Source organism: Rhodococcus sp. RS1C4, from assembly GCF_002258225.1.
Lineage (GTDB): Bacteria > Actinomycetota > Actinomycetes > Mycobacteriales > Mycobacteriaceae > Rhodococcoides > Rhodococcoides fascians_E.
Map to the genome: position 1 here is coordinate 143,662 of NZ_NOXZ01000039.1, position 20,776 is coordinate 164,437.

Sequence of the window (20,776 nt, forward strand, 5' to 3'; positions counted from 1 at the left end):
CACGCCCACCGGCATCCGGCAGTAGGGACGAAACGAAGATGGCATCGGGTACTGATCGGTTCTGGAAGGTTCTGGGGCGCTCCGCGCAGAAGGGCCAGGCCCGGTCACGGTCCAGCGTCGACAACGCAGCCGGACACGCCGAGTGGGCGAAGGGCCTGTCGGACGAAGATCTGAAGGCCGCGGCTGCCGACGCAACTGTGTCGGACGCAGCCAAGCTCGACGTTCCGCGCTACCTCGCACTGGTCCGTGGGGCATCGTCGCGCGCGCTGGAGCTGCAACCGTTCGACGTTCAACTCCTGGCTGCGGTGCGCATGCTCGCAGGCGATGTGGTGGAGATGTCGACGGGCGAAGGCAAGACCTTGTCCGGGGCCCTCGCTGCGATCGGCTACGTGATGGCCGGGCGCCGCGTCCACGTCGTGACCATCAACGATTTTCTGGCTCGACGCGACGCCGAGTGGATGGGGCCGCTGTACGAATTACTGGGCTTCACCGTCGGTTGGATCTCCGAGGGCTCGTCCGCGGCCGAGCGACGAGCTGCATACGCGTGCGACGTCACGTACGCGTCGGTCAACGAGATCGGCTTCGACGTTCTTCGCGATCATCTCGTGGACGACGCCGCCGATCTGGTCACGCCCGCACCCGACGTCGCGCTGATCGACGAGGCGGATTCGGTGTTGGTCGACGAGGCGCTGGTTCCACTCGTGCTCGCCGGTTCGGTGAAGGGCGACGTTCCGTCGGATCGTGTTTTCGACGCCGTGAAGCTTCTGCAGAGTCGAACCGACTTCGACACCGATGCCGACGGTCGCAACGTCTTCCTCACCGATGCCGGTGCGGAGAAACTGGAGAAGGAACTCGGCGACATCGACCTGTACGCGGAGAACCACGTCGGATCCACCCTCGTCGCGGTCAACGTTGCTCTTCATGCCCAGGTTCTCGTCAAGCGCGACGTGCACTACATCGTGCGCGACGGACGGGTGCAGCTGATCAACGCATCTCGCGGACGTGTCGCGGAGTTGCAGCGGTGGCCCGACGGTCTGCAGGCGGCCGTGGAGATCAAGGAAGGCCTGACACCGACCGAGACCGGCGAGATTCTGGACACCATCACCGTCCAGGCCCTGATCGGTCGATACGCCACGGTGTGCGGAATGACCGGCACCGCGCTTGCTGCGGGCGAGCAGCTCAAGAAGTTCTATTCGCTCGGCGTGTCCGTCGTTCCGCCGAATGAACCCAACATTCGTGTCGACGAAGCCGATCGTGTGTACGACACGTCCGAGAACCGCAATGCCGCCGTCGTCGCGTTCGTCGAACAAGCCCACGAGACAGGCCAACCGATTCTGATCGGTACGCACGACGTCGCCGAGTCCGAGGTCTTCTCCGATCTGCTGGACAGGGCGGGTGTACCCCACGTCGTGCTCAACGCCAAGAACGACGCCGAGGAGGCGGCCGTCGTCGCGCGGGCCGGTGAGCGGTCGGCAGTGACGGTGTCCACTCAGATCGCCGGGCGCGGAACCGATATCAAGCTCGGTGGTCCCTCCGGCGGGGGGAAGGAAAAGGACGAGGTCGCCGAACTCGGTGGTCTGCTGGTGGTCGGCACCGGCCGACACACGACCGAACGGCTCGACAACCAGTTGCGGGGCCGAGCCGGGCGGCAAGGCGATCCCGGCCGCTCGGTGTTCTTCTCCAGTTGGGAGGACGAGGTCGTGACGGCGAACCTCGGTCCGAAGGATCAGCCGAAGAAGACCGACGACACCGGACTCGTCACGGCGAACGGTGTGGCGGCGAAGATCGACCATGCGCAACGCATCGCCGAGGGGGCCATGGTCGAAGTGCACTCTCGGACATGGCGTTACAACCAGTTGACGGCGCAGCACCGCGACATTCTGGATCGTCGGCGAGCGTCGTTGCTGACCACCGGCGAGGCGCTCGAACTTCTCGAATCCGCAGCGCCGGATCGAGCGGCCGAACTACGCGAGACGGTGTCGGAGGACGTGTTGACGGTTGCAGCACGCCGCATCGTGCTCTTCCATCTCGATCGGTCGTGGTCCGAGTACCTTGCTCATCTCGCCGACGTGCGCGAAAGTATCCATTTGCGCGCGCTCGGGCGCGAGAATCCGCTCGACGAGTATCACCGGATCGCAGTGGATGCGTTCAGGGAGGTGTCCGACAAGGCGATCGAGCATGCTCGTGCGACGTTCGAGTCGGCCGAGATCACCGAGAACGGCATCGATCTCGGCAAGAGTGGACTTGCCCGACCGTCCTCGACGTGGACCTACATGGTTCACGACAACCCGTTCGCCGGCAACACTGCGAACAGCGCGGGACTCGGCCCGATCTTCGGCGGTTAGGACAGTCGCGCTCGGTCTCCCAGGCGTGCTCGGACGCCGTCGACGAACAGGGTCAGTCCGAAATCGAAACGGCTTGTCGGGTCCGGGCTTTCGAACAGAGGCGATGCGGATTCGGTGAGCGCTCCGGCCGAGTCCATCTGCATGCGTGCCTGTTCGTCGACGGTCTGGCCGAGCACGTAGTAGAGCACTGTGTCCGCGGCCAGTTCGGATTCAGCCCGACGCAATCCGGCCCGTATGCACACCGCTGCAATACGTTCCCGGATGCGGTTGGTGACCAACCGTGACGCGTACGTCGCGGCGACCAACTCCGCACCGTCGCGGTGCGAGAGCAGCGCATTGCGTAGGCGATGGGCCAGTTCTCGCAGTTGGTCGTCCCAGTCGCCGGCGTCCGTCGCGGCGTCGACGTCGGCGAGCAGGGTGTCGGCGATGGCGCCGAGCAGAGTCTGCTTGTCCTTGAAGTGCCAGTACAGCGCGCCCGGCTGCACGTGAAGTGATGTCGCGAGGCGGCGCATCGTGAGATCGCCCAGGCCGTATTCGTCGAGGATCGCAATGGCACCGTCGAGGACGTCGGCTCTGCGCAGTTGCACTCTTCACTCCTTGTCGGTCCGCTCGACTTTGACAGTAATCGACGCCGAGTATAGCTTGAACGCCGTTCAACTTGAACAGTGTTCAAGGCTAAATTCGAGCCGCAGTCGGCGAACCTCAGGAGTTGCTCATGACGCACGGATCGGTAGGCACGGGGTCGAGCCTGCAGGAGCCGTCCGGTAGGACGGACGTTCTGGAGACCGCACGGGTGCAGGTGCTGGCGGACGGTATCGGGTTGGGGCAAGCTCAGGTGCTCGAGGTCCTGCGGCTGCCGGAATCGCGGTTGGAGGACCTTCTCGCTCTTGCGCACGACGTCCGCATGAAGTGGTGCGGGCCGGAGGTCGAGGTCGAGGGGATCATCAGCCTGAAGACGGGTGGTTGCCCCGAGGACTGTCACTTCTGTTCGCAGAGCGGGTTGTTCGAGTCTCCGGTTCGCGCGGCACGGCTGGACATCCCGAGCCTGGTCGAGGCGGCGAAGCAGACCGCGAAGACGGGCGCGACCGAGTTCTGCATCGTCGCAGCGGTCCTCGGGCCGGACGACAGGCTGCTTGCCCAGGTTGCCGCGGGGATCGAGGCCATCAGGAACGAGGTCGACATCGACATCGCGTGTTCGCTCGGCATGCTCACTCAGGAGCAGGTCGATCGATTGGCAGGCATGGGTGTTCACCGCTACAACCACAATCTCGAGACGTCGCGGTCGTATTTCCCCAACGTGGTGACGACGCACACGTGGGAGGAGCGCTGGGAGACACTGCGAATGGTGCGCGACGCGGGGATGGAGGTCTGCTGCGGCGGGATTCTCGGGATGGGGGAGTCGCTGGAACAGCGGGCGGAGTTCACTGCGGATCTCGCGGCGTTGGAGCCCGACGAGGTGCCGTTGAATTTCCTCAATCCGCGTCCGGGCACCCCGTTCGGGCATCTCGATGTGCTTCCTGCGTCCGAGGCGCTGCGTGCCGTTGCCGCGTTCCGTCTGGCGCTGCCGAGGACGATTCTGCGGTTCGCCGGCGGTCGCGAGATCACTCTGGGCGACCTGGGGGCACAGCAGGGAATTCTCGGCGGTATCAATGCGGTCATCGTGGGCAATTACCTGACCACTCTCGGTCGACCGGCCGAACAGGACCTCGACCTGCTCGGTTCGCTGCAGATGCCGATCAAGGCACTGAACTCGACCATCTAAGGTGGACGGGGTGATCAGTGCCGCGCTATTCGACGCTTACACCGGTCGGCCTGTGGTGCCAGGTGTCGCACAGGTGCTCTCGCCTGCGGTTGCCCTGGGCCTCGAGCCTCCTCGATTCTGTGTGGAGTGCGGCCGCCGAATGGTGGTCCAGGTGGTGCCCGACGGATGGACCGCGGAATGCTCCCGGCATGGAGTCACCGATTCGACGTTGCTGGGCAGGCGTTGATCGTGACGGGGCAGTTCGACGTGCCGACGACCGCGAGGTGGCGGGTGCTCGGTGTTCCGATCGCGGTGTCGGTCCTCGTCGGTGTTCTCGCCGGGATCGTCTGGGCGTTGCTCGCTCCGGCCGAGAGGTTCGTCGTGGTTGCCCCCGGGCGTGGAGCCGCTCTGACCGGTGAGAGCCTGCATCGATTCGATGCGCTGGCGATGGCGGCCTGTGCGGCGATTGTTGCGGGAATTGTTCTGCCCGTTGCGGTCTGGGCGTGGACGGCAGTTCGGGGTCCGCTGCAATTCGCGGGTATCCTCATCGGTTCGATACTCGGATCCGGGGCGATGCTGGGCGTCGGTATCGCTGCCGCACGGTGGGTTCATCCCAGGCCCGACGATCCGGCGACGGGCTCCGTCGTTGCAGTCGCACCGGGATTCGAATCGCCGTTGCTGCTGGTGGTGCAGCCCCTCGTGGCGTCGCTGGTGGTGCTCCTGTTGGTTGCGATGAACCCGCACGACAATCTGCGGTTCACTCCGCTGGATCACGACGGCGACCCCGACGGCGGCGAGGGCGGCGGCGACCCCGCCGGCGCGCCGGAGGGCGAGTTCTTTCTCGAGCGCGACCGAGCCTGAGGTCAGGTCGGAGGCCGCAGGGCCGCGAATTCGTCCGTGACTCTGATCGACGATTCCGCAAAGCGGAAGAGTGCGGGAGGTCGACCTCCGGTCCGGCCCGACGGCGAGGTTCGACCGGTCGGTTCGATCACTTTGCGCCGGCCGAGCACGCGTTGGAGGTTGGTCGCGTCCACGCTGTATCCGAGTGCTGCGGTGTAGATTTCCCGCAGCGTGGACATCGCGAATTCGACGGGTGCCAGCGCGAAGCCGATGTTCGTGTAGGACAACTTGGCGACAAGACGGTTGCGCGCGTGTCGCACTACGGTTCCGTGGTCGAACGACGTCTCCGGTAGGCGGGCCACGGGGTGCCACGCTGTGTCGGGTGGCAGTCGGGGGTCGGACACTATCGGGACAAGTCCGAGGAAGTTGGATGCGATTCGTCTGTCGCCCGGTACGCGCTCGGGGTCGCTGAACACCGACAACTGTTCGAGGTGCGCCACCGTGCGCACGTCGACCTTCTCGGCGAGTTGTCGCCGCGCCGAGGTGGGGAGGTCTTCGTCGTCGCTCAGTACACCGCCTGGAAGCGACCACGAACCCTTCTGGGGATCGAGCGCACGTTGCCACAGCAGCACGGCCAGTTCCGGCGCCTGGCCTGCGGCGAAGCTGCGAACCTGGAATACCGCGATGAGAACTTCGTGGACGGTGCTACGATGTTGCATGTTTTCGATTGTAAGTCGAAAACCTGAAGGAAGTAAATCCGGACGAAGTACGCCGGACCGACACGTTCGCTGGAAACGCCGGCGGCACTACCTCGGCCGGACGATCGATGAAGGAGTACCGCCATGGCGAGCAGGACGAACGGGCTCGGGGCCAGTGGTTCGGCAGTGATCAATTCTGCCGTGATGGATTCCGCCGCGACTGCGGCTCTGTGGGCGGGCGCGGCCGGCATAGTCGACGGCCCCGGCGGCTACAGCGGGGTGGAACCGACCGAGGAGTGGGCGGCCGAGGTGAAGCGTCTGGCGCGCCGTCGCGGTGCGACGATCCTTGCGCACAACTACCAGCTTCCCGCCATCCAGGATGTCGCGGACCACGTCGGTGACTCCCTGGCGCTGTCGCGGATGGCCGCCGAGGTTCCCGAAGAGGAGATCATCTTCTGCGGTGTCCACTTCATGGCCGAGACCGCGAAGATTCTCAGCCCGTCGAAGACGGTCCTCATTCCCGATCAGCGTGCCGGATGCTCGCTGGCCGACTCGATCACCGCGGACCAACTCCGCGAGTGGAAAGCCGATTACCCGCACGCCGTCGTCGTGTCCTACGTCAACACCACGGCCGAGATCAAGGCCCTCACCGACATCTGCTGCACGTCATCGAACGCTGTCGAGGTGGTCGAGTCCATCGATCCGAGTCGCGAGATTCTGTTCCTTCCCGATCAGTTCCTCGGAGCCCACGTCAAGCGGGTCACCAAGCGCGAGAACCTGCACATCTGGGCAGGCGAGTGCCACGTGCACGCGGGCATCAACGGTGACGAACTGGCGGAGAAGTCGAGGGCTCACCCCGACGCCGAGTTGTACGTTCACCCCGAGTGCGGTTGTGCCACGTCGGCTCTGTACCTCGCGGGTGAGGGCTTCGTCACGGAGGACAAGGTCAAGATCCTGTCCACGGGAGGGATGCTGGATGCCGCCCGTGCGACGGGAGCCAAGCAGGTTCTGGTGGCCACCGAGATCGGCATGCTGCATCAGCTGCGCCGTGCCGCACCGGAAGTCGACTTCCAGGCGGTCAACGACCGGGCATCGTGCGGTTACATGAAGATGATCACTCCTGCCGCGTTGCTGCGCTGCCTCGTCGAAGGAAAGGACGAGGTGCACGTCGACCTCGACACGGCGCACGTGGCGAGCAAGTCCGTCCAGCGGATGATCGAGATCGGCACGCCGGGCGGCGGCGAGTGACGACACCCTCGGGGGCTGCACGGGAGGCCTCGGCCGACATCGGGTCCCGGGAGGCCTCGGCCGACATCGGGTCCTGGGAGGTGTCGGCGGACCTCGTCGTCGTGGGAGGCGGCGTCGCGGGTCTGAGTGCGGCACTGTCGGCGAGCAGACGCGGGCTTCGCGTGCTCACGATCGCCAAGGACGGACCGCCCGGGACCGCGACTCAGTACGCGCAGGGCGGCATCGCTGTTCCCGGATCGGGCGGGCAGGCCGCGATCGACTCGCACGTGCGAGACACGTGCGGGGCCGGCGGCGGACTGTGTGACGTCGAGGCCGTCAGGTCGATCGTCGCGAGCGGTCGTGATGCCCTCGCGACGCTGCAGGAGTGGGGTGCCGTGTTCGACCTCGGTGCCGACGGTCTGCCTGCGCGTACGCGCGAGGGTGGGCACTCGGTTCGGCGGATCGTGCACGCCGGGGGGGATGCGACGGGAGCCGAGGTCCAGCGAGCGTTGACGGTGTCGAGTCGCCAGGCCGACGGGCACGTCGTGATGGCCGGACGAGTGGTCGAGGTTCTGACGGTGTCGCGGCACGTCGTCGGGGCGCTCGTGCTGTCCGGTCGAGGTTACGGAGTCGTCCATGCGCCTGCGGTTCTGCTCGCGACGGGCGGTCTGGGGCAGCTGTTCTCGTGCAGCACCAATCCGGCAGGGGCGACGGCCGACGGAATAGCGCTCGGTCTCGATGCAGGCGCGGACACGGCGGATCTCGAGTTCGTTCAGTTCCATCCGACGGTGCTGTTCGCCGCGGGCAGTACCGGGCGCAGGCCGCTCGTCAGCGAAGCCGTGCGAGGCGAGGGTGCTGTTCTGGTGGATCAGGACGGTGTGCGCTTCATGGCCGGAAGTCACCCGATGGCCGATCTCGCGCCGCGTGACGTCGTGTCGCGTGCGATCGCCGAGCGGCTGCGCGCAACCGGTACCGACCATGTTCTGTTGGACGCCAGGATGATTCGGGACTTCCGTACTCGTTTTCCGACGGTCACCGCCTCGTGCCTCGCTGCGGGAATCGACCCGGCCCACGACCTCGTTCCGGTCGCACCGGCAGCTCATTACTCGTGCGGAGGGCTTGTCACCGATGTGTGGGGGCGCACGTCGGTGACCGGTTTGTACGCGGCCGGGGAGGTGGCGCGGACGGGGCTGCACGGAGCCAATCGGCTCGCGTCGAACAGCCTGCTCGAAGGTCTCGTCGTCGGTGAGCGCGTCGGGCAAGCAGCGGTCGAACGACTCGGATCGCCGACCCCCGAGGTCGACGTGTCCGTGCCCACCGCCGCCGCGGTTCCGCGAGAACGATTGCAGAAGACGATGACTGAGTGCGCCGGTGTGGTGCGTGACGAGGGTGGTCTTCGCGTCGCCGCGGAGGTTCTCCGAGAATCCACCACCCGCGACGTGGTCGACGGGACGGCGCTCGAGGATTCGGCGCTGACAGCGGCGGCGTCGGCTCTCGTTCTCGCGGCGAGCCAGCGCGCCGAGAGTCGGGGATGCCACACCCGGGCTGACCATCCCGAAGTCCGGGACGATCTGCTGGGCAGTTTCAGAATTTCCAGGAACGAGGAGGGTGTGCTCGAATCGACGTTCGAGGCCTGCCTTTCGCACGTGACGACAGGGGTGAGCTGACAGTGAACGCGCTGATCGAACAGGGACTCGATCCCGACGAGATCCGGTCGATCGTCCGCACCGCGTTGGCGGAGGACCTGAGGTACGGGCCCGATGTGACCACGACTGCAACGGTTCCTGCGGAGGCGCGCGCAACGGCGACAGTGGTGTCTCGGCAAGCGGGCACCGTCGCGGGAATCGACGTGGGTCTTCTCGTTCTCGACGAGGTGTTGGGCGTGGACGGGTACACGGTCGAGGATCGAGTCGTCGACGGCACCGAAGTTGTTCCCGGACAGTCGGTTCTGACCGTCACAGCGCCGACGAGAGGTTTGCTGACCGCCGAGCGCACGATGTTGAACCTGGTGTGCCACCTGTCCGGAATCGCGACCGCGACTGCGGCCTGGGTCGACCAGGTCGCCGACACCGACGCGAAGATCAGAGACAGCCGAAAGACGTTGCCCGGCTTACGGACGCTGCAGAAGTACGCGGTGCGCGCAGGCGGTGGAGTGAATCACCGAATGGGGTTGGGTGACGCGGCGTTGATCAAGGACAACCACGTCGCAGCAGCGGGATCGGTCGTCGCGGCGTTGCAGGCCGTCCGCGACGCGGCACCCGACATCGAATGCGAGGTGGAGGTGGACAGCCTGGAGCAACTGGACCAGGTACTGGCCGAGAACGTCGAGTTGGTCCTGCTGGACAACTTCGCTCTGTGGCAGACGCAGATGGCCGTCCAGCGCCGAGCCGCACTTTCTCCGCAGACCAAGTTGGAGTCCTCCGGTGGTCTGACGATCGACGTCGCCCGCGACTACGCGAAGACCGGAGTGGATTTCCTCGCGGTCGGGGGGTTGACGCACTCGGTGACGGTGCTGGATCTCGGGCTCGACATGTAGACGGTGGCCGTCTTGTAGATTCGAATCCGATGTCAGAGATACAGAGCGTCCGCCTCGACAGCTGGATCTGGGCGGTCCGGCTGTTCAAGACCCGCTCGGCAGCGGCCGCCGCGTGCCGTGCGGGTCATGTTCGGGTGAACGGCACCCCGGCGAAACCCGGTCTGCGTATCGGCGTCGACGACGAAGTCAGACTGCGCGTGGAGGGACTGGAGAAGATCGTGGTGGTGACCCGCCTGATCGCCAAACGCGTCGGAGCGCCGGTAGCCGCGGAATGCATGATCGACCGCAGTCCGCCCCCGCCGGCGAAGGAAATTCTGGCCTCACAGCCTCGACGTGACCGGGGCGCCGGAAGGCCGACCAAGCGGGACCGTCGCGACCTCGACAAGCTGCGCGACCTCGATCGCATGCGGGACCTCGAGCGCCACCACGGAGCCTGACCGAGTCAGCGCTTGGGACGCTTACGCGGCCCCGCCTTGCGTGGTGCTTTCCCGCTCTGCGTCTTCCCTTTCGGCGCTGCGGGCTTCTTGACCTGATTCGGCTTTCGGGTCTGGTCCGCTGTCTTGCCTCGAGAGCTGCGCGCCGATCTGCCGCGGACGATACCGAAGAATTCCTCGACGTTCTCGGTGTTCTTGTCGCTCGGCCAGGCGAGCGCGACCGTGGATCCGGCCACCCCGTCCACCGGCCGATACACGAGATCCTTCCGAGCGTGCAGCCGCGCGATGGACTGAGGGACGATGGCGAGCCCCAGACCGGCAGCGACGTATTCGACAAGTTCCGAATTGGACCCGATGTCCGGGATCGGGAGGGCCGTACCGTCGGCGATCTCGGTGGCGACTGCCGCCCACTCCGGTATCTCCTCGGGTGACTGCAGGAGGTGCTCGTCGGCGAGATCGGTCACCGCGACCCGGTCGAACGCGGCTACCGCGTGATCCTTCGGCACGACGACCACAGGGACTTCTTCGTACAGCGCAACGACACTCAGCCCGTTCCGATCGACCGGCAGCCGAACGAAGCCGGCGTCCACGGCATCGCTTCTGAGCAAGTCGAGCTGGGTGTCGACTGTGGTGGGGACCAGCTCGAGGGTGATGTCCTCGAATCGCTCGGCCCAGATCCGGCTCCACTTCGTCGGGGTCACGCCCTCGGTGAACCCGACAGTGAGGGTGGCGACTTCGGCGGCCTTGCGCGCGGCCTCGGCGCGGAGTCTTGTGTCGTCCTCGGCGACGCGAGCCCGGGCGGTCACGAGAAACTCCCGGCCTTCGGCGGACAACTGGGTCGGGCTCACGCCGGGACGAAACAGTGGGTACCCGAGTTCTGCTTCCATGTCGATGACAGCCGCGCTGAGTTTCGTCCTGGCGATGTTCAGCTTCTTCGCCGCGCGTGCGAAGTGCAGTTCCTCGGCCACGGCGATGTACCAGCGGAGCACCTGCACGTCGAAATTCACGTGGTCAACACTATGCGAGAACCGGCGAGAGCCCGGACGGTGGCATCGAGCACTGCGTGGGGAAGATAGGCTGTGCGGGTGAGCCCGGAGAAGAATCAGCAGAACATGAAGCCCCTGACCGCGGCGAACAAGCTCGGCATCTACCTTCCTGCGGCCCCGCAGGAGTTTCAGTCGACTCCCGTGAGCCGCTCCGAACTCGACGCACTGAGGCAGAATCCGCCGCAGTGGTTGGCGGACCTGCAGCAGCACGGCCCGTTCCCGAAGGACGTCATCGCGCGCAAGCTCGGGATTTCCATCGCGGGACTCGGCAGGTCGGGCGTGACCGAAGCGCTGACGTCGGAACAGATCGAGACGTTGCTCGCCGACAAGCCGGACTGGCTCGTGAAGGAACAGCGGCTGCAGAAGGAAGTGCGAGCCGAAGCCGAACGCGTCAAGGCGAAGGAAGAAGCGCGCCGTGCGGCCTCCAATCGGCCGCAGAAGCTCCGCTGACCAGAGGCACAGAAGCTCCGCTGACCAGAGGTATGGAAGCTCCGCTGACCTGATTACGGGCTGAGGACGCCGTCGAGATAGAGCCAGTGTCCGTGTTCGCGAACAAATCGGCTGCGCTCGTGTAGAACTCCGTTTCCGTCGGGGTGCCGGTAGAAGGCACTGAACGCGACGACGCCGTCGGAGTCGAGCAGCCCACCGGAGCTGGTGTCGTCGATGTCCAGCCGGTACCAGCGCTGCTCGTCGTCCAGGGTGAGCTCGTCGGGCCTGGTCGTCGGGTGCCACGTTCGGAGCAGGTACTCGGGGTCGCGGACTGCGAATGCGGTGTACCGCGACCGCATCAGTCGTTCTGCGGTGGGTGCGTGCGTGGTTCCTGCGAGAAACGGTCCGCAGCAGGCGTCGAACAGGTCGCCGCTGAGGCAGGTGCAGGTGGGGCTCACTCGCCGACCACGGCGACGTCGTAGGTGCCGAGTTCGTGTTCGTCGCGGTGACCTTCGTCTCGAATCCAGGTGTTGGCTTCGAGAAGGGTGTCGAAGGTCCCGAGCGCCGTGACGGTGTCGCCGTCGGGCGATTTCATGAGCACTTGATACTTCCTCATGGTGTTGACTCCTGCCTTCAGATCGGGTTTGCCCTGCGGATGGTGGCCAGGAACGTGGCTGCGACGAAGAACAGGCCCGCGAACGTCCTGTTCATAGCGACCTGCTGACGGTGCGAGCGCATCAGCTTCAGCACTCGCGAGGCGAGTGAGGTGTAGCCGGTCATCACGAGCATGTCCACGGCAACCATCGTGGCAGCGATGATCATGTACTGCGGCAGAAGTGGATGTGCCGGGTCGAGGAATTGTGGGAGAACGGCCAGCATGAACACCACTGCCTTGGGGTTCGAGGCGTTGACGAGGAAGCCTCGTCCGAGCATGGCGACGCCCCGGTCGGCGACGCCGGGGGCGTTGTCGATGTCGGTCGGACCCGCCCGCCATTGCCTGATTCCGAGGTAGACGAGATAGGCGACGCCGAACCACTTGATCGCCGAGAACGCCACCGCCGACCCCGCGAGGACGGCGCCGAGGCCGACCGCGACGATTCCGATCTGCAGCAGCAACCCGATCTGCAGACCGACGATGTTCCAGTAACCGCGTCCCAGTCCGTAGCGGAGGCCGGTGGACATCGAGGCGATGGCGCCCGCGCCGGGCGAGAGGCTGATCACTACTGCCGCGCCGAGGAACGCCAACCAGACGTGCATGCTCATGGGACTATTGAACATCAGGAGTGGTTGCGGCGATCGTGGGTACTGAACCGGTATGGCTTCCATCGAAACGATCGATCAAGGTGACCGCGTCGTGGCTCGTCGCACCGTCGTGAATGCGCCTTCGTCCGAGTTGTTCGCTCTCGTCGCGGATCCGCATCGGCACGGCGAATTGGACGGGTCCGGCACCGTGAAGGACACGGTCCGCGGGCCGAGCCGTCTGACGCCCGGAGCGAAGTTCTCCGTCGGCATGAAGCAGTTCGGAGTTCCGTATCGGATCACCAGCACGGTCACGGATTTTCGCGATGACGCGGATGTCAAGGTCATCGAGTGGCAGCATCCGATGGGGCACACGTGGCGTTGGCAGTTCGAGGAGACCGAGCCGGGTCGTTCCGCTGTGACCGAGTCCTTCGACTACAGCACGGCGAAGGCTCCGAAGCTGCTCGAGGTGTTCAAGATGCCGCAGAAGAATGCGAAAGGCATCAGTTCGACGCTCGCACAGCTTGCCCGCAAGTACGCCTGACTTGAGCACCTCGTCACCGTCTGCAGGACGTGCGGGGATAACCGATTGGCACCGGCACTATCCTTGAGGATCGACAACCGTCACTTCTCGTCGTTTCGCAAGGAGTCCTTATGCCTGCCCGCATCGAGCTCGCCCGCGTGGATCTACGCGGCCGAACTCCATCCACCGCCGAACTACGCGGCGCGCTTCCACGAGGTGGAGTGGATGTCGATGCGGTGTTGCATCAGGTTCGTCCCGTCGTCGAGGCGGTGCGGGAGCGCGGCGTCGAGGCGGCGCTCGAGTACTCCGAACAGTTCGACGGTGTTCGTCCGGAGCGTGTGCGCGTTCCCGCCGCGGCTCTGGAGAAGGCACTGGCCGAACTCGACCCTGCGGTTCGTGCGGCGCTGGAAGTGGCCATCGAGCGCACTCGAATCGTGCACGCGGACCAGCGTCGCACCGACACGGCCACCGAGGTCGTTCCGGGCGGAACGGTCACCGAACGGTGGGTTCCGGTCGAGCGCGTCGGTCTGTACGTGCCCGGCGGAAACGCGGTGTACCCCTCGTCGGTGGTGATGAACGTCGTTCCGGCTCAGACCGCAGGTGTCGGTTCGCTGGTGGTCGCGTCCCCACCGCAGAAAGAGTTCGGTGGGTTGCCACACCCCACGATCCTCGCTGCCGCGCAACTGCTCGGTGTCGAAGAGGTGTGGGCCGTGGGCGGCGGCCAGGGAATCGCCTTGCTCACGTACGGCGGCACGGACGTGGACGGCACCGAACTGGAACCGGTCGACCTGATCACCGGTCCCGGCAACATCTACGTCACGGCAGCCAAGCGCCTGTGCCGTTCTCTGATCGGCATCGATTCCGAGGCAGGTCCCACGGAGATCGCCGTGCTGGCCGATTCCACTGCCGATCCGGTGCACGTCGCGGCGGACATGATCAGCCAGGCCGAGCACGACGTGATGGCGGCCAGCGTGCTGGTGACTACCAGCACCGAACTCGCGGATGCGGTGGATCGTGCGCTCGACGCCCAGCTGGAGTTCACCACGCACGCAGAGCGCGTCGCGACGGCGCTGTCCGGTAAGCAATCCGGCATCGTGCTCGTCGACGACATCGATCAGGGATTGGCCGTGGTGAACACGTACGCAGCCGAGCACCTCGAGATCCAAACAGAGGACAGCCGGGCCGTGGCTGCTCGTGTGCGCAGCGCAGGCGCAGTGTTCGTCGGCGCCTGGTCGCCGGTCAGTCTCGGTGACTACTGCGCCGGGTCCAATCACGTTCTGCCCACCGCGGGTTGCGCGCGTCACTCGTCGGGTTTGAGCGTGCAGACGTTCCTGCGCGGAATTCACGTCGTGGACTACTCGGAGGCGGCGTTGAAGGATGTTGCAGGCCACGTGATCGCCCTCGCGAACGCCGAGGATCTTCCGGCACACGGCGAGGCGGTCCGGTTGCGATTCGAAGGGTTGTCGAAGTGAGCGGCGTCATCGGATCGAGCGTCTCGATGGACGAGTTGCCGTTGCGGGAGAGCCTGCGAGGCAAGACGGCATACGGAGCGCCGCAACTGTCGGTTCCGGTGCAGCTCAACACGAACGAGAATCCGCATCCTCCGACGCAGGCGCTCGTCGACGACGTCGCGGAGTCCGTCCGGGTGGCCGCGGCCGAACTGCATCGGTATCCCGATCGCGATGCCGTCGAACTCCGCGCGGCACTGGCCACCTACCTGACCGGTCAGACCGGCTTCGAGGTCGACGTCAGCAACGTCTGGGCCGCCAACGGCTCCAACGAGATTCTGCAGCAGCTTCTTCAGGCGTTCGGTGGACCCGGCCGGACATCGCTGGGGTTCGTGCCGTCGTACTCCATGCATCCGATCATCTCGTCCGGGACCCAGACGGAATGGCTCGAGATGAACAGGAGCGAGGACTTCTCGCTCGACATCGATCGTGCCGTCGACGCCATCGCCCAGCGTGATCCGGACGTCGTGTTCGTGACCAGCCCCAACAACCCGACCGGGCACAGTATCGCGTCCGCGGACCTGCGTCGGATTCTCGACGCGGCACGCGGAATCGTGATTCTCGACGAGGCGTACGCGGAATTTTCCGCACAGCCCAGCGGAATCGGTCTGATCGACGAGTATCCGTCCAAGCTCGTCGTGAGCCGAACGATGAGCAAGGCCTTCGCATTCGCCGGTGGGCGGCTCGGTTACCTCGTCGCCGCACCCGCCATCGTCGACGCGATGTTCCTGGTGCGCTTGCCGTACCACTTGTCGGTCGTCACGCAGGCCGCCGCGCTGGCGGCGCTGCGGCATGCACCGGAAACCCTTGCGAGTGTGGCGCAGTTGTCCGCCGAGCGGGATCGGGTGATGGCACGGCTGACCGAGCTCGGGTTCGACGTCGTTCCCAGCGACGCGAACTTCGTTCTGTTCGGCCGGTTCTCCGACGCGGGCGCGACGTGGAAGCGGTATCTCGACGACGGAGTGTTGATTCGCGACGTCGGCATCGCCGGGTACCTACGCACCACGATCGGCCTCGACGCCGAGAACGATCGATTCCTCGACGTCAGCGCGGCACTCGCGCACGAACAACTGGACAACACCGACCGAGCAGAGGCACACCGATGACCGCAGCAGAGCGAGCACCGAGGATCGCGCGCATCGAGCGCACGACGAAGGAATCGGACATCACCGTCGAGATCGACCTCGACGGCACGGGCATCGTGGACATCTCCACCGGTGTGCCGTTCTACGACCACATGTTGACCGCACTCGGCACGCACGGCCGATTCGATCTGACGGTGCACGCCAAGGGTGACGTGGAGATCGATGCTCATCACACCGTCGAGGACACCGCGATCGTGTTGGGTCAAGCTCTCGGTCAGGCACTGGGGGACAAGTCCGGCATCACTCGCTTCGGTGACGCCTTCATCCCGATGGACGAGACTCAGGTCCACGCGTCGGTCGACGTGTCCGGCCGGCCTTACTGCGTGCACACCGGCGAGCCGGACTACATGGTGCATTCGGTCATCGGTGGCTATCCGGGCGTGCCGTATCACGCGGTCATCAACCGCCACGTGTTCGAGTCTCTGGCGATGAACGCGAGAATCGCTCTGCACGTGCGGGTTCTGTACGGACGCGATCAGCATCACATCACCGAGGCCGAGTTCAAGGCCGTTGCCCGGGCACTTCGGCAGGCGGTCGAGTACGACCCGCGGGTCACCGGAATTCCGTCCACCAAGGGCAGTCTGTGACGTCGGCTTGACTTCTCGGCTCCTGAAGATCGAGGGGCTGCCCGCGGCGATGGTCATGGGGGCGGCTGCGTTCGGTGGGTGGGGACTGCTCCTGCCCGTCGTTCCGTTGGCAGTGTCGGTCGGAGGCGGATCCGCGGCCGTGGCCGGGGCAACCACGGCCTTGTTCATGACAACGACGGTTCTCACCCAGCTCTTCGTTCCCCGGCTACTAGTTCGCTTCGGTCACCGGCCGGTGCTCGCGGCGGGATGCACCCTCCTCGGAGTGCCTGCGCTCGTCCTGGTGGCGTCGGCCGCTGTGGTGCCCGCGCTGGCTGTATCCGCTGTACGCGGAGTGGGTTTCGGGCTGTTGACCGTCGCCGGTGCGGCATTGGTGGCGGAGTTGGCCCCGCCCGTTCTGCTGGGGCGGGCCACTGGAGCACAGGGCATCGCGGTGGCGCTGTCGCAGATGGTGACGTTGCCGCTCGGCCTCGTGCTGTTCTCCGTGTCCCCGACGGCAGTGTTCGTCGTCGGGGCGCTGGTCTCGGTGAGCGGGCTGTTCGCGATCGTTTTTCTGCCGCCGGTACGGCCGATGGCTCCGCCGCGTCGGGACAAGTCCGACGGACGATCGTCGGCACGCGCGCTGGTGATTCCGTGTCTCGCCGTCGCGGCGGCATCTGCGTCGTTCGGTGGGTTGTCCAGTCTGCTGCCGATCGCCGAGCCCGGCCGGGAGTCGATGATCGGTGTCTCCCTCGCCGTGATCAGCGGTTCGATGCTGATCGGACGCTACGGCGCGGGCGCAGTGGCGGATCGTCTCGGCATCGGGCGCTCTCTCGCACCAGCGCTGCTGCTGGTGTTCAGTGGGGGAACGTTGTTCGCTGTCGCCGTCGCACAACGCAACCCCGCGGCTGTGTTCATCGCCGCGGCCGTACTGTTCGGCCTCGGGTACGGAGCGACCCAGAACGACAGCCTGGTGATGACGTTCCGTGCAGCCGGCCCGGACAGATTCAGCCAGGCCAGTGCCGCCTGGAACATCGGGTTCGACGCGGGGACCGGGGCAGGCGCCATGGCCCTCGGGGTGATCGTCGGGACGGTCGGCTACGCCACAGGATTCGCGACGGCGGCGTCGGTGGCGCTCGTGATGGCCGCGGTGGTCGCGGTCTACTCGTGGCGGAGGCCTGGATAGACTGGCGGCATGAAGTCTGTCGCGCTGCTCGATTACGGCTCGGGCAATCTGCATTCCGCGAAAAGGGCCCTCGACCGGGTGGGCGCAGACGTCACTGTCACCGCCGATCCCAAGATCGCGCTCGCGGCCGACGGGTTGGTGGTGCCCGGTGTCGGCGCGTTCGCTGCGTGCATGGAGGGCCTCCTGGGAGTCAAGGGAGACCGGATCATCGGGCAACGTCTTGCCGGTGGTCGACCCGTCCTCGGCATCTGCGTCGGAATGCAGATCATGTTCGACCGTGGCGTGGAATTCGGAACGTCGGCAGCTGGTTGCGGTGAGTGGCCGGGGACCGTCGAACGACTGCAGGCGGACGTGCTGCCGCACATGGGCTGGAACACCGTCCGAGCACCGGAGAAGAGCGTTCTGTTCGACGGTATCGACGCCGATACGCGGTTCTACTTCGTGCACTCGTACGCAACCCAGAAGTGGGAGATGGACGTCGGCGACACCATTGCCGCACCTCTGCTGACGTGGGCCGATCACGGCGGTGATTTCCTCGCCGCCGTCGAGAACGGTCCGTTGTCCGCTACGCAGTTCCATCCGGAGAAGTCCGGTGACGCGGGGGCCGCGCTGCTGAAGAACTGGATCGACTCGCTGTGAGCACGGCCTAGGTGAGCGACCGGGAGTTCTCGTTCGGGCGTCTGGCCGTCGCCTCCCTCGGGAGCGCGACGCTGGTTCTCGTCGTCACCACCGCGATCGTCGCCGTCGTGCGACCGGGGCCAGGAGTCGGGCTCTTGATCGTTGCCATCGGAATCGCTGCGGCGATCACCGCGATGGGTGTGGTGTCCACACGCATGACTCGCCGCGGTCTGGGCGCAGAGGGTTCGGTCGAGGACGGCAGCGGAGACCCTGAGCGCTGACGGCGTCGTCGATGGCAGTAGCATAATCGCACGTGAGCCTGGTCTTATTGCCTGCTGTCGATGTCGCAGGCGGCGAAGCTGTCCGTCTCGTTCAGGGAGAGGCGGGGAGCGAAACCAAGTACGGATCGCCTCGTGACGCCGCCCTCGCATGGCAGAACGACGGTGCCGAATGGGTCCATCTCGTGGACCTCGACGCCGCGTTCGGTCGTGGATCCAACCGTGAGTTGCTGGCCGAGGTCGTCGGCGAACTCGACGTGAAGGTGGAACTGTCCGGCGGAATTCGCGACGACGAGTCGCTTCGTGCGGCGCTCGCGACGGGTTGTGCGCGTGTCAATCTCGGAACCGCTGCGTTGGAGGACCCGGAGTGGTGCTCGCGGGCGATCGGCGAGTTCGGCGACAGGGTCGCCGTCGGGCTGGACGTGCTGATCGTCGAGGGGCAGAACCGTCTGCGTGGCCGCGGGTGGGTCAGCGACGGCGGTGATCTGTGGGAAGTTCTCGAGCGGCTCGAGCGCGACGGTTGCTCCCGGTACGTCGTCACCGACGTGACGAAGGACGGCACACTCACCGGACCGAATCTCGACCTGCTTCGCCAGATGTGCGAGAAGACCGACAAGCCGGTCATCGCGTCCGGAGGCGTCTCCACGATCGAGGACCTCCGCGCGATCGCGTCGCTGGTACCCGAGGGAGTCGAAGGCTCGATCGTCGGTAAAGCGCTGTACGCGGGCCGATTCACATTGCCCGACGCCCTCGCGGCCGTGTCCCGCTAGTACCGGAAGACGAGAGACATTTCATCGATGAGCCTGCCCGAGGACCCGCAACGGTTGCTGGAGATCGCCGGTCGTTTGCTCGACGGCACCCACGACCGCTTCGTCGCGGGCGTCGGTGCTCCGAGCGCGGTGCAGAAGGGGCCGGACGACTTCGCGACCGCGGTCGATCTCGAACTGGAGAAGCGGTTGTCCGCAGAACTGTTCGAGCACACCGGGATTGCGGTTCACGGTGAGGAGTTCGGCGGGCCGGATCTGAGTACGGGCACGGTGTGGGTCCTCGACCCCATCGACGGGACGTTCAACTACTCGGCCGGATTGCCCTCGGCCGGAACGTTGTTGGCGTTGCTGCACGACGGCGTGCCGGTGCTCGGGTTGACCTGGCTCCCGCTCGTCGGGCACCGGTTCACGGCGGCAGCCGGTGGGCAGGTGCACCTGAACGGTGAGGAATTGCCGAGACTGGGCAGTCGCGCACTGTCGGATTCGATGATCGGGTTCGGTGCGTTCAACATCGCCAGCCGAGGCCGCACGCCAGGCCTGTACCGGGTGCGAATCCTCGAAGAGCTGTCGAAGGTGTCCTCCCGCTTGCGTATGCACGGTGCCACCGGCGTCGACCTCGCCTACACGGCGAGCGGAGTGCTCGGCGGATGCGTCGTGTTCGGTCACCGTGCGTGGGACAACGCGGCGGGCGCGCTGCTGGTGCAGGCAGCAGGCGGCGTGGTCACCGACCTGGCGGGTGAGCCGTGGACCGTCGATTCGACGTCGGTGCTCGCTGCCTCTCCCGGAGCACACGACGAACTGCTGAAGGTCATCACCGACCTCGGTGATCCCGCCGATTTCCTGGAAGGACGAGTGCGATGAGCGTCGCCGTACGTGTCATCCCGTGCCTCGATGTCGACGCAGGCCGCGTCGTGAAAGGCGTGAACTTCGAGAACCTGCGGGACGCAGGCGATCCCGTGGAACTCGCGGCGGCCTACGACGCCCAAGGTGCCGACGAATTGACGTTCCTGGACGTCACCGCGTCCACTTCGGACCGCGCAACGATGCTCGACGTCGTCAGCCGAACTGCTGAGCAGGTGTTCATTCCGCTGACCGTCGGCGGGGGAGTGCGCACCGTCGCGGACGTCGACAGGCTGCTGCGTGCAGGCGCGGACAAGGTGAGCGTGAACACCGCCGCCATCGCGCGCCCGGAGCTTCTCCGCGAACTGAGCGAACGGTTCGGATCACAGTGCATCGTGCTGTCGGTGGACGCGAGGACCGTGCCGACCGGCGGGCAGGACACACCGTCGAGTTGGGAAGTGACGACGCACGGTGGAAAGCGCGGCACGGGCATCGATGCTGTCGAGTGGGCGGTTCGTGGTGCCGAACTGGGTGTCGGCGAAATTCTGCTGAACTCGATGGACGCGGACGGAACCAAGGCGGGTTTCGATCTGCCGATGATCGCAGAGGTTCGTCGAGCCGTGCACGTGCCGGTGATCGCCAGCGGCGGAGCAGGACTGGTCGAGCATTTCCCGCCGGCGGTGAGGGCAGGCGCGGACGCAGTCCTCGCGGCCAGCGTCTTCCACTTCGGGGATCTCACGATCTCCCAGGTCAAGGACGCAATGCGCAGCGACGGCATCGTCGTCAGGTGATGCGCCCCTCGGTCGTACCGAG

The 20,776-nt window shown here is 65.9% G+C and carries 25 protein-coding genes; 19 read left to right on the top strand and 6 right to left on the bottom strand.

The features are described 5' to 3' along the window. Positions 1-38 precede the first annotated feature (38 nt). Positions 39-2,345 (top strand): accessory Sec system translocase SecA2, encoded by a 2,307-nt coding sequence (secA2, locus tag CH289_RS21130; protein ID WP_033188579.1) that lies wholly within the window; start codon positions 39-41, stop codon positions 2,343-2,345. On the opposite strand, the gene CH289_RS21135 is transcribed toward secA2, so the two are convergent. Next, positions 2,342-2,932: a TetR/AcrR family transcriptional regulator C-terminal domain-containing protein gene (locus CH289_RS21135; RefSeq protein WP_019665885.1), complete on the bottom strand. Its 591-nt coding sequence runs from the start codon at positions 2,930-2,932 to the stop codon at positions 2,342-2,344. The genes secA2 and CH289_RS21135 overlap by 4 nt on opposite strands. A gap of 128 nt (positions 2,933-3,060) precedes the next feature. Between CH289_RS21135 and bioB the strand changes: the two genes are divergently transcribed. The 3 genes from bioB to CH289_RS21150 are packed head-to-tail and all read left to right on the top strand — an operon-like array spanning position 3,061 to position 4,947. Next, positions 3,061-4,107 (top strand): biotin synthase BioB, encoded by a 1,047-nt coding sequence (gene bioB, locus CH289_RS21140; protein WP_094728488.1) that lies wholly within the window; start codon positions 3,061-3,063, stop codon positions 4,105-4,107. 10 nt (positions 4,108-4,117) lie between these two features. Then, a complete protein-coding gene (gene bsaP, locus CH289_RS28810) occupies positions 4,118-4,333 on the top strand; it encodes a biotin synthase auxiliary protein BsaP (protein WP_230620893.1) in 216 nt (71 codons plus the stop codon). Continuing rightward, positions 4,273-4,947 (top strand): DUF2567 domain-containing protein, encoded by a 675-nt coding sequence (locus CH289_RS21150; RefSeq protein WP_033188580.1) that lies wholly within the window; start codon positions 4,273-4,275, stop codon positions 4,945-4,947. The genes bsaP and CH289_RS21150 overlap by 61 nt, the downstream gene beginning before the upstream one ends. A gap of 2 nt (positions 4,948-4,949) precedes the next feature. Here CH289_RS21150 and CH289_RS21155 read toward each other — a convergent pair whose 3' ends face one another. After that, entirely contained in the window at positions 4,950-5,645 is a 696-nt protein-coding gene (locus tag CH289_RS21155; protein ID WP_020111999.1) for an NUDIX hydrolase, read from the bottom strand. A 183-nt stretch (positions 5,646-5,828) separates the two neighbouring features. Here CH289_RS21155 and nadA point away from each other — a divergent pair, with 183 nt between their 5' ends. The 4 genes from nadA to CH289_RS21175 are packed head-to-tail and all read left to right on the top strand — an operon-like array spanning position 5,829 to position 9,824. Then, the gene (gene nadA, locus CH289_RS21160; protein WP_027498857.1) at positions 5,829-6,872 is read left to right on the top strand and encodes a quinolinate synthase NadA; all 1,044 of its coding nucleotides are present in this window, start codon (positions 5,829-5,831) and stop codon (positions 6,870-6,872) included. Positions 6,873-6,910: 38 nt separating this feature from the next. Next, positions 6,911-8,518: an L-aspartate oxidase gene (locus CH289_RS21165; RefSeq protein ID WP_256977416.1), complete on the top strand. Its 1,608-nt coding sequence runs from the start codon at positions 6,911-6,913 to the stop codon at positions 8,516-8,518. 2 nt (positions 8,519-8,520) lie between these two features. Further along, complete coding sequence (gene nadC / locus CH289_RS21170; protein ID WP_020112002.1) at positions 8,521-9,387, top strand: carboxylating nicotinate-nucleotide diphosphorylase; 867 nt, start codon at positions 8,521-8,523, stop codon at positions 9,385-9,387. Positions 9,388-9,416: 29 nt separating this feature from the next. Continuing rightward, positions 9,417-9,824 carry an RNA-binding S4 domain-containing protein gene (locus CH289_RS21175; RefSeq protein ID WP_020112003.1) on the top strand — a complete coding sequence of 136 codons (408 nt, stop codon included), beginning with the start codon at positions 9,417-9,419 and terminating at the stop codon, positions 9,822-9,824. A 5-nt stretch (positions 9,825-9,829) separates the two neighbouring features. Here the strand turns inward: CH289_RS21175 and CH289_RS21180 are convergent, their stop codons facing one another. Then, positions 9,830-10,828 carry a LysR family transcriptional regulator gene (locus CH289_RS21180; protein WP_094728492.1) on the bottom strand — a complete coding sequence of 333 codons (999 nt, stop codon included), beginning with the start codon at positions 10,826-10,828 and terminating at the stop codon, positions 9,830-9,832. A 78-nt stretch (positions 10,829-10,906) separates the two neighbouring features. Here CH289_RS21180 and CH289_RS21185 point away from each other — a divergent pair, with 78 nt between their 5' ends. Next, positions 10,907-11,317: a DUF5997 family protein gene (locus CH289_RS21185; protein ID WP_019665876.1), complete on the top strand. Its 411-nt coding sequence runs from the start codon at positions 10,907-10,909 to the stop codon at positions 11,315-11,317. 53 nt (positions 11,318-11,370) lie between these two features. Here CH289_RS21185 and CH289_RS21190 read toward each other — a convergent pair whose 3' ends face one another. From CH289_RS21190 to CH289_RS21195, 3 genes are read right to left on the bottom strand one after another with little or no spacing between them, the layout of a single operon-like run. Next, positions 11,371-11,754, bottom strand: coding sequence for a YchJ family protein (locus CH289_RS21190; protein WP_033188582.1), 384 nt, complete (start codon positions 11,752-11,754; stop codon positions 11,371-11,373). After that, positions 11,751-11,912, bottom strand: a complete 162-nt coding sequence (locus CH289_RS28375) for a hypothetical protein (RefSeq protein WP_020112006.1) — start codon at positions 11,910-11,912, stop codon at positions 11,751-11,753. The genes CH289_RS21190 and CH289_RS28375 overlap by 4 nt, the downstream gene beginning before the upstream one ends. 17 nt (positions 11,913-11,929) lie before the next feature. After that, a complete protein-coding gene (locus CH289_RS21195) occupies positions 11,930-12,559 on the bottom strand; it encodes a LysE family transporter (RefSeq protein ID WP_019665873.1) in 630 nt (209 codons plus the stop codon). A 52-nt stretch (positions 12,560-12,611) separates the two neighbouring features. Between CH289_RS21195 and CH289_RS21200 the strand changes: the two genes are divergently transcribed. The 10 genes from CH289_RS21200 (at position 12,612) to hisF (ending at position 20,754) form a co-directional block, all read left to right on the top strand. Beyond that, positions 12,612-13,079 (top strand): SRPBCC family protein, encoded by a 468-nt coding sequence (locus CH289_RS21200; RefSeq protein WP_033188583.1) that lies wholly within the window; start codon positions 12,612-12,614, stop codon positions 13,077-13,079. A gap of 110 nt (positions 13,080-13,189) precedes the next feature. Next, on the top strand, positions 13,190-14,530 hold the full coding sequence (hisD, locus tag CH289_RS21205) for a histidinol dehydrogenase (protein WP_033188584.1): 1,341 nt from the start codon (positions 13,190-13,192) through the stop codon (positions 14,528-14,530). A 26-nt stretch (positions 14,531-14,556) separates the two neighbouring features. Continuing rightward, on the top strand, positions 14,557-15,672 hold the full coding sequence (locus CH289_RS21210; protein ID WP_371828574.1) for a histidinol-phosphate transaminase: 1,116 nt from the start codon (positions 14,557-14,559) through the stop codon (positions 15,670-15,672). After that, on the top strand, positions 15,669-16,298 hold the full coding sequence (hisB, locus tag CH289_RS21215) for an imidazoleglycerol-phosphate dehydratase HisB (protein ID WP_019665869.1): 630 nt from the start codon (positions 15,669-15,671) through the stop codon (positions 16,296-16,298). Before CH289_RS21210 ends, hisB begins: the two co-directional genes overlap by 4 nt. Positions 16,299-16,347: 49 nt before the next feature. Beyond that, positions 16,348-17,460: an MFS transporter gene (locus CH289_RS21220; RefSeq protein WP_033188586.1), complete on the top strand. Its 1,113-nt coding sequence runs from the start codon at positions 16,348-16,350 to the stop codon at positions 17,458-17,460. Positions 17,461-17,469: 9 nt separating this feature from the next. After that, on the top strand, positions 17,470-18,099 hold the full coding sequence (gene hisH / locus CH289_RS21225; protein WP_019665867.1) for an imidazole glycerol phosphate synthase subunit HisH: 630 nt from the start codon (positions 17,470-17,472) through the stop codon (positions 18,097-18,099). Positions 18,100-18,110: 11 nt separating this feature from the next. Beyond that, a complete protein-coding gene (locus CH289_RS21230) occupies positions 18,111-18,359 on the top strand; it encodes a hypothetical protein (protein ID WP_019665866.1) in 249 nt (82 codons plus the stop codon). A gap of 32 nt (positions 18,360-18,391) precedes the next feature. Beyond that, entirely contained in the window at positions 18,392-19,126 is a 735-nt protein-coding gene (gene priA / locus CH289_RS21235; RefSeq protein ID WP_026347902.1) for a bifunctional 1-(5-phosphoribosyl)-5-((5-phosphoribosylamino)methylideneamino)imidazole-4-carboxamide isomerase/phosphoribosylanthranilate isomerase PriA, read from the top strand. A 27-nt stretch (positions 19,127-19,153) separates the two neighbouring features. Then, positions 19,154-19,984, top strand: coding sequence for an inositol monophosphatase family protein (locus tag CH289_RS21240; RefSeq protein ID WP_033188587.1), 831 nt, complete (start codon positions 19,154-19,156; stop codon positions 19,982-19,984). Beyond that, positions 19,981-20,754 (top strand): imidazole glycerol phosphate synthase subunit HisF, encoded by a 774-nt coding sequence (gene hisF, locus CH289_RS21245; RefSeq protein WP_020112012.1) that lies wholly within the window; start codon positions 19,981-19,983, stop codon positions 20,752-20,754. The genes CH289_RS21240 and hisF overlap by 4 nt, the downstream gene beginning before the upstream one ends. The last annotated feature ends 22 nt before the right edge of the window (positions 20,755-20,776 follow it).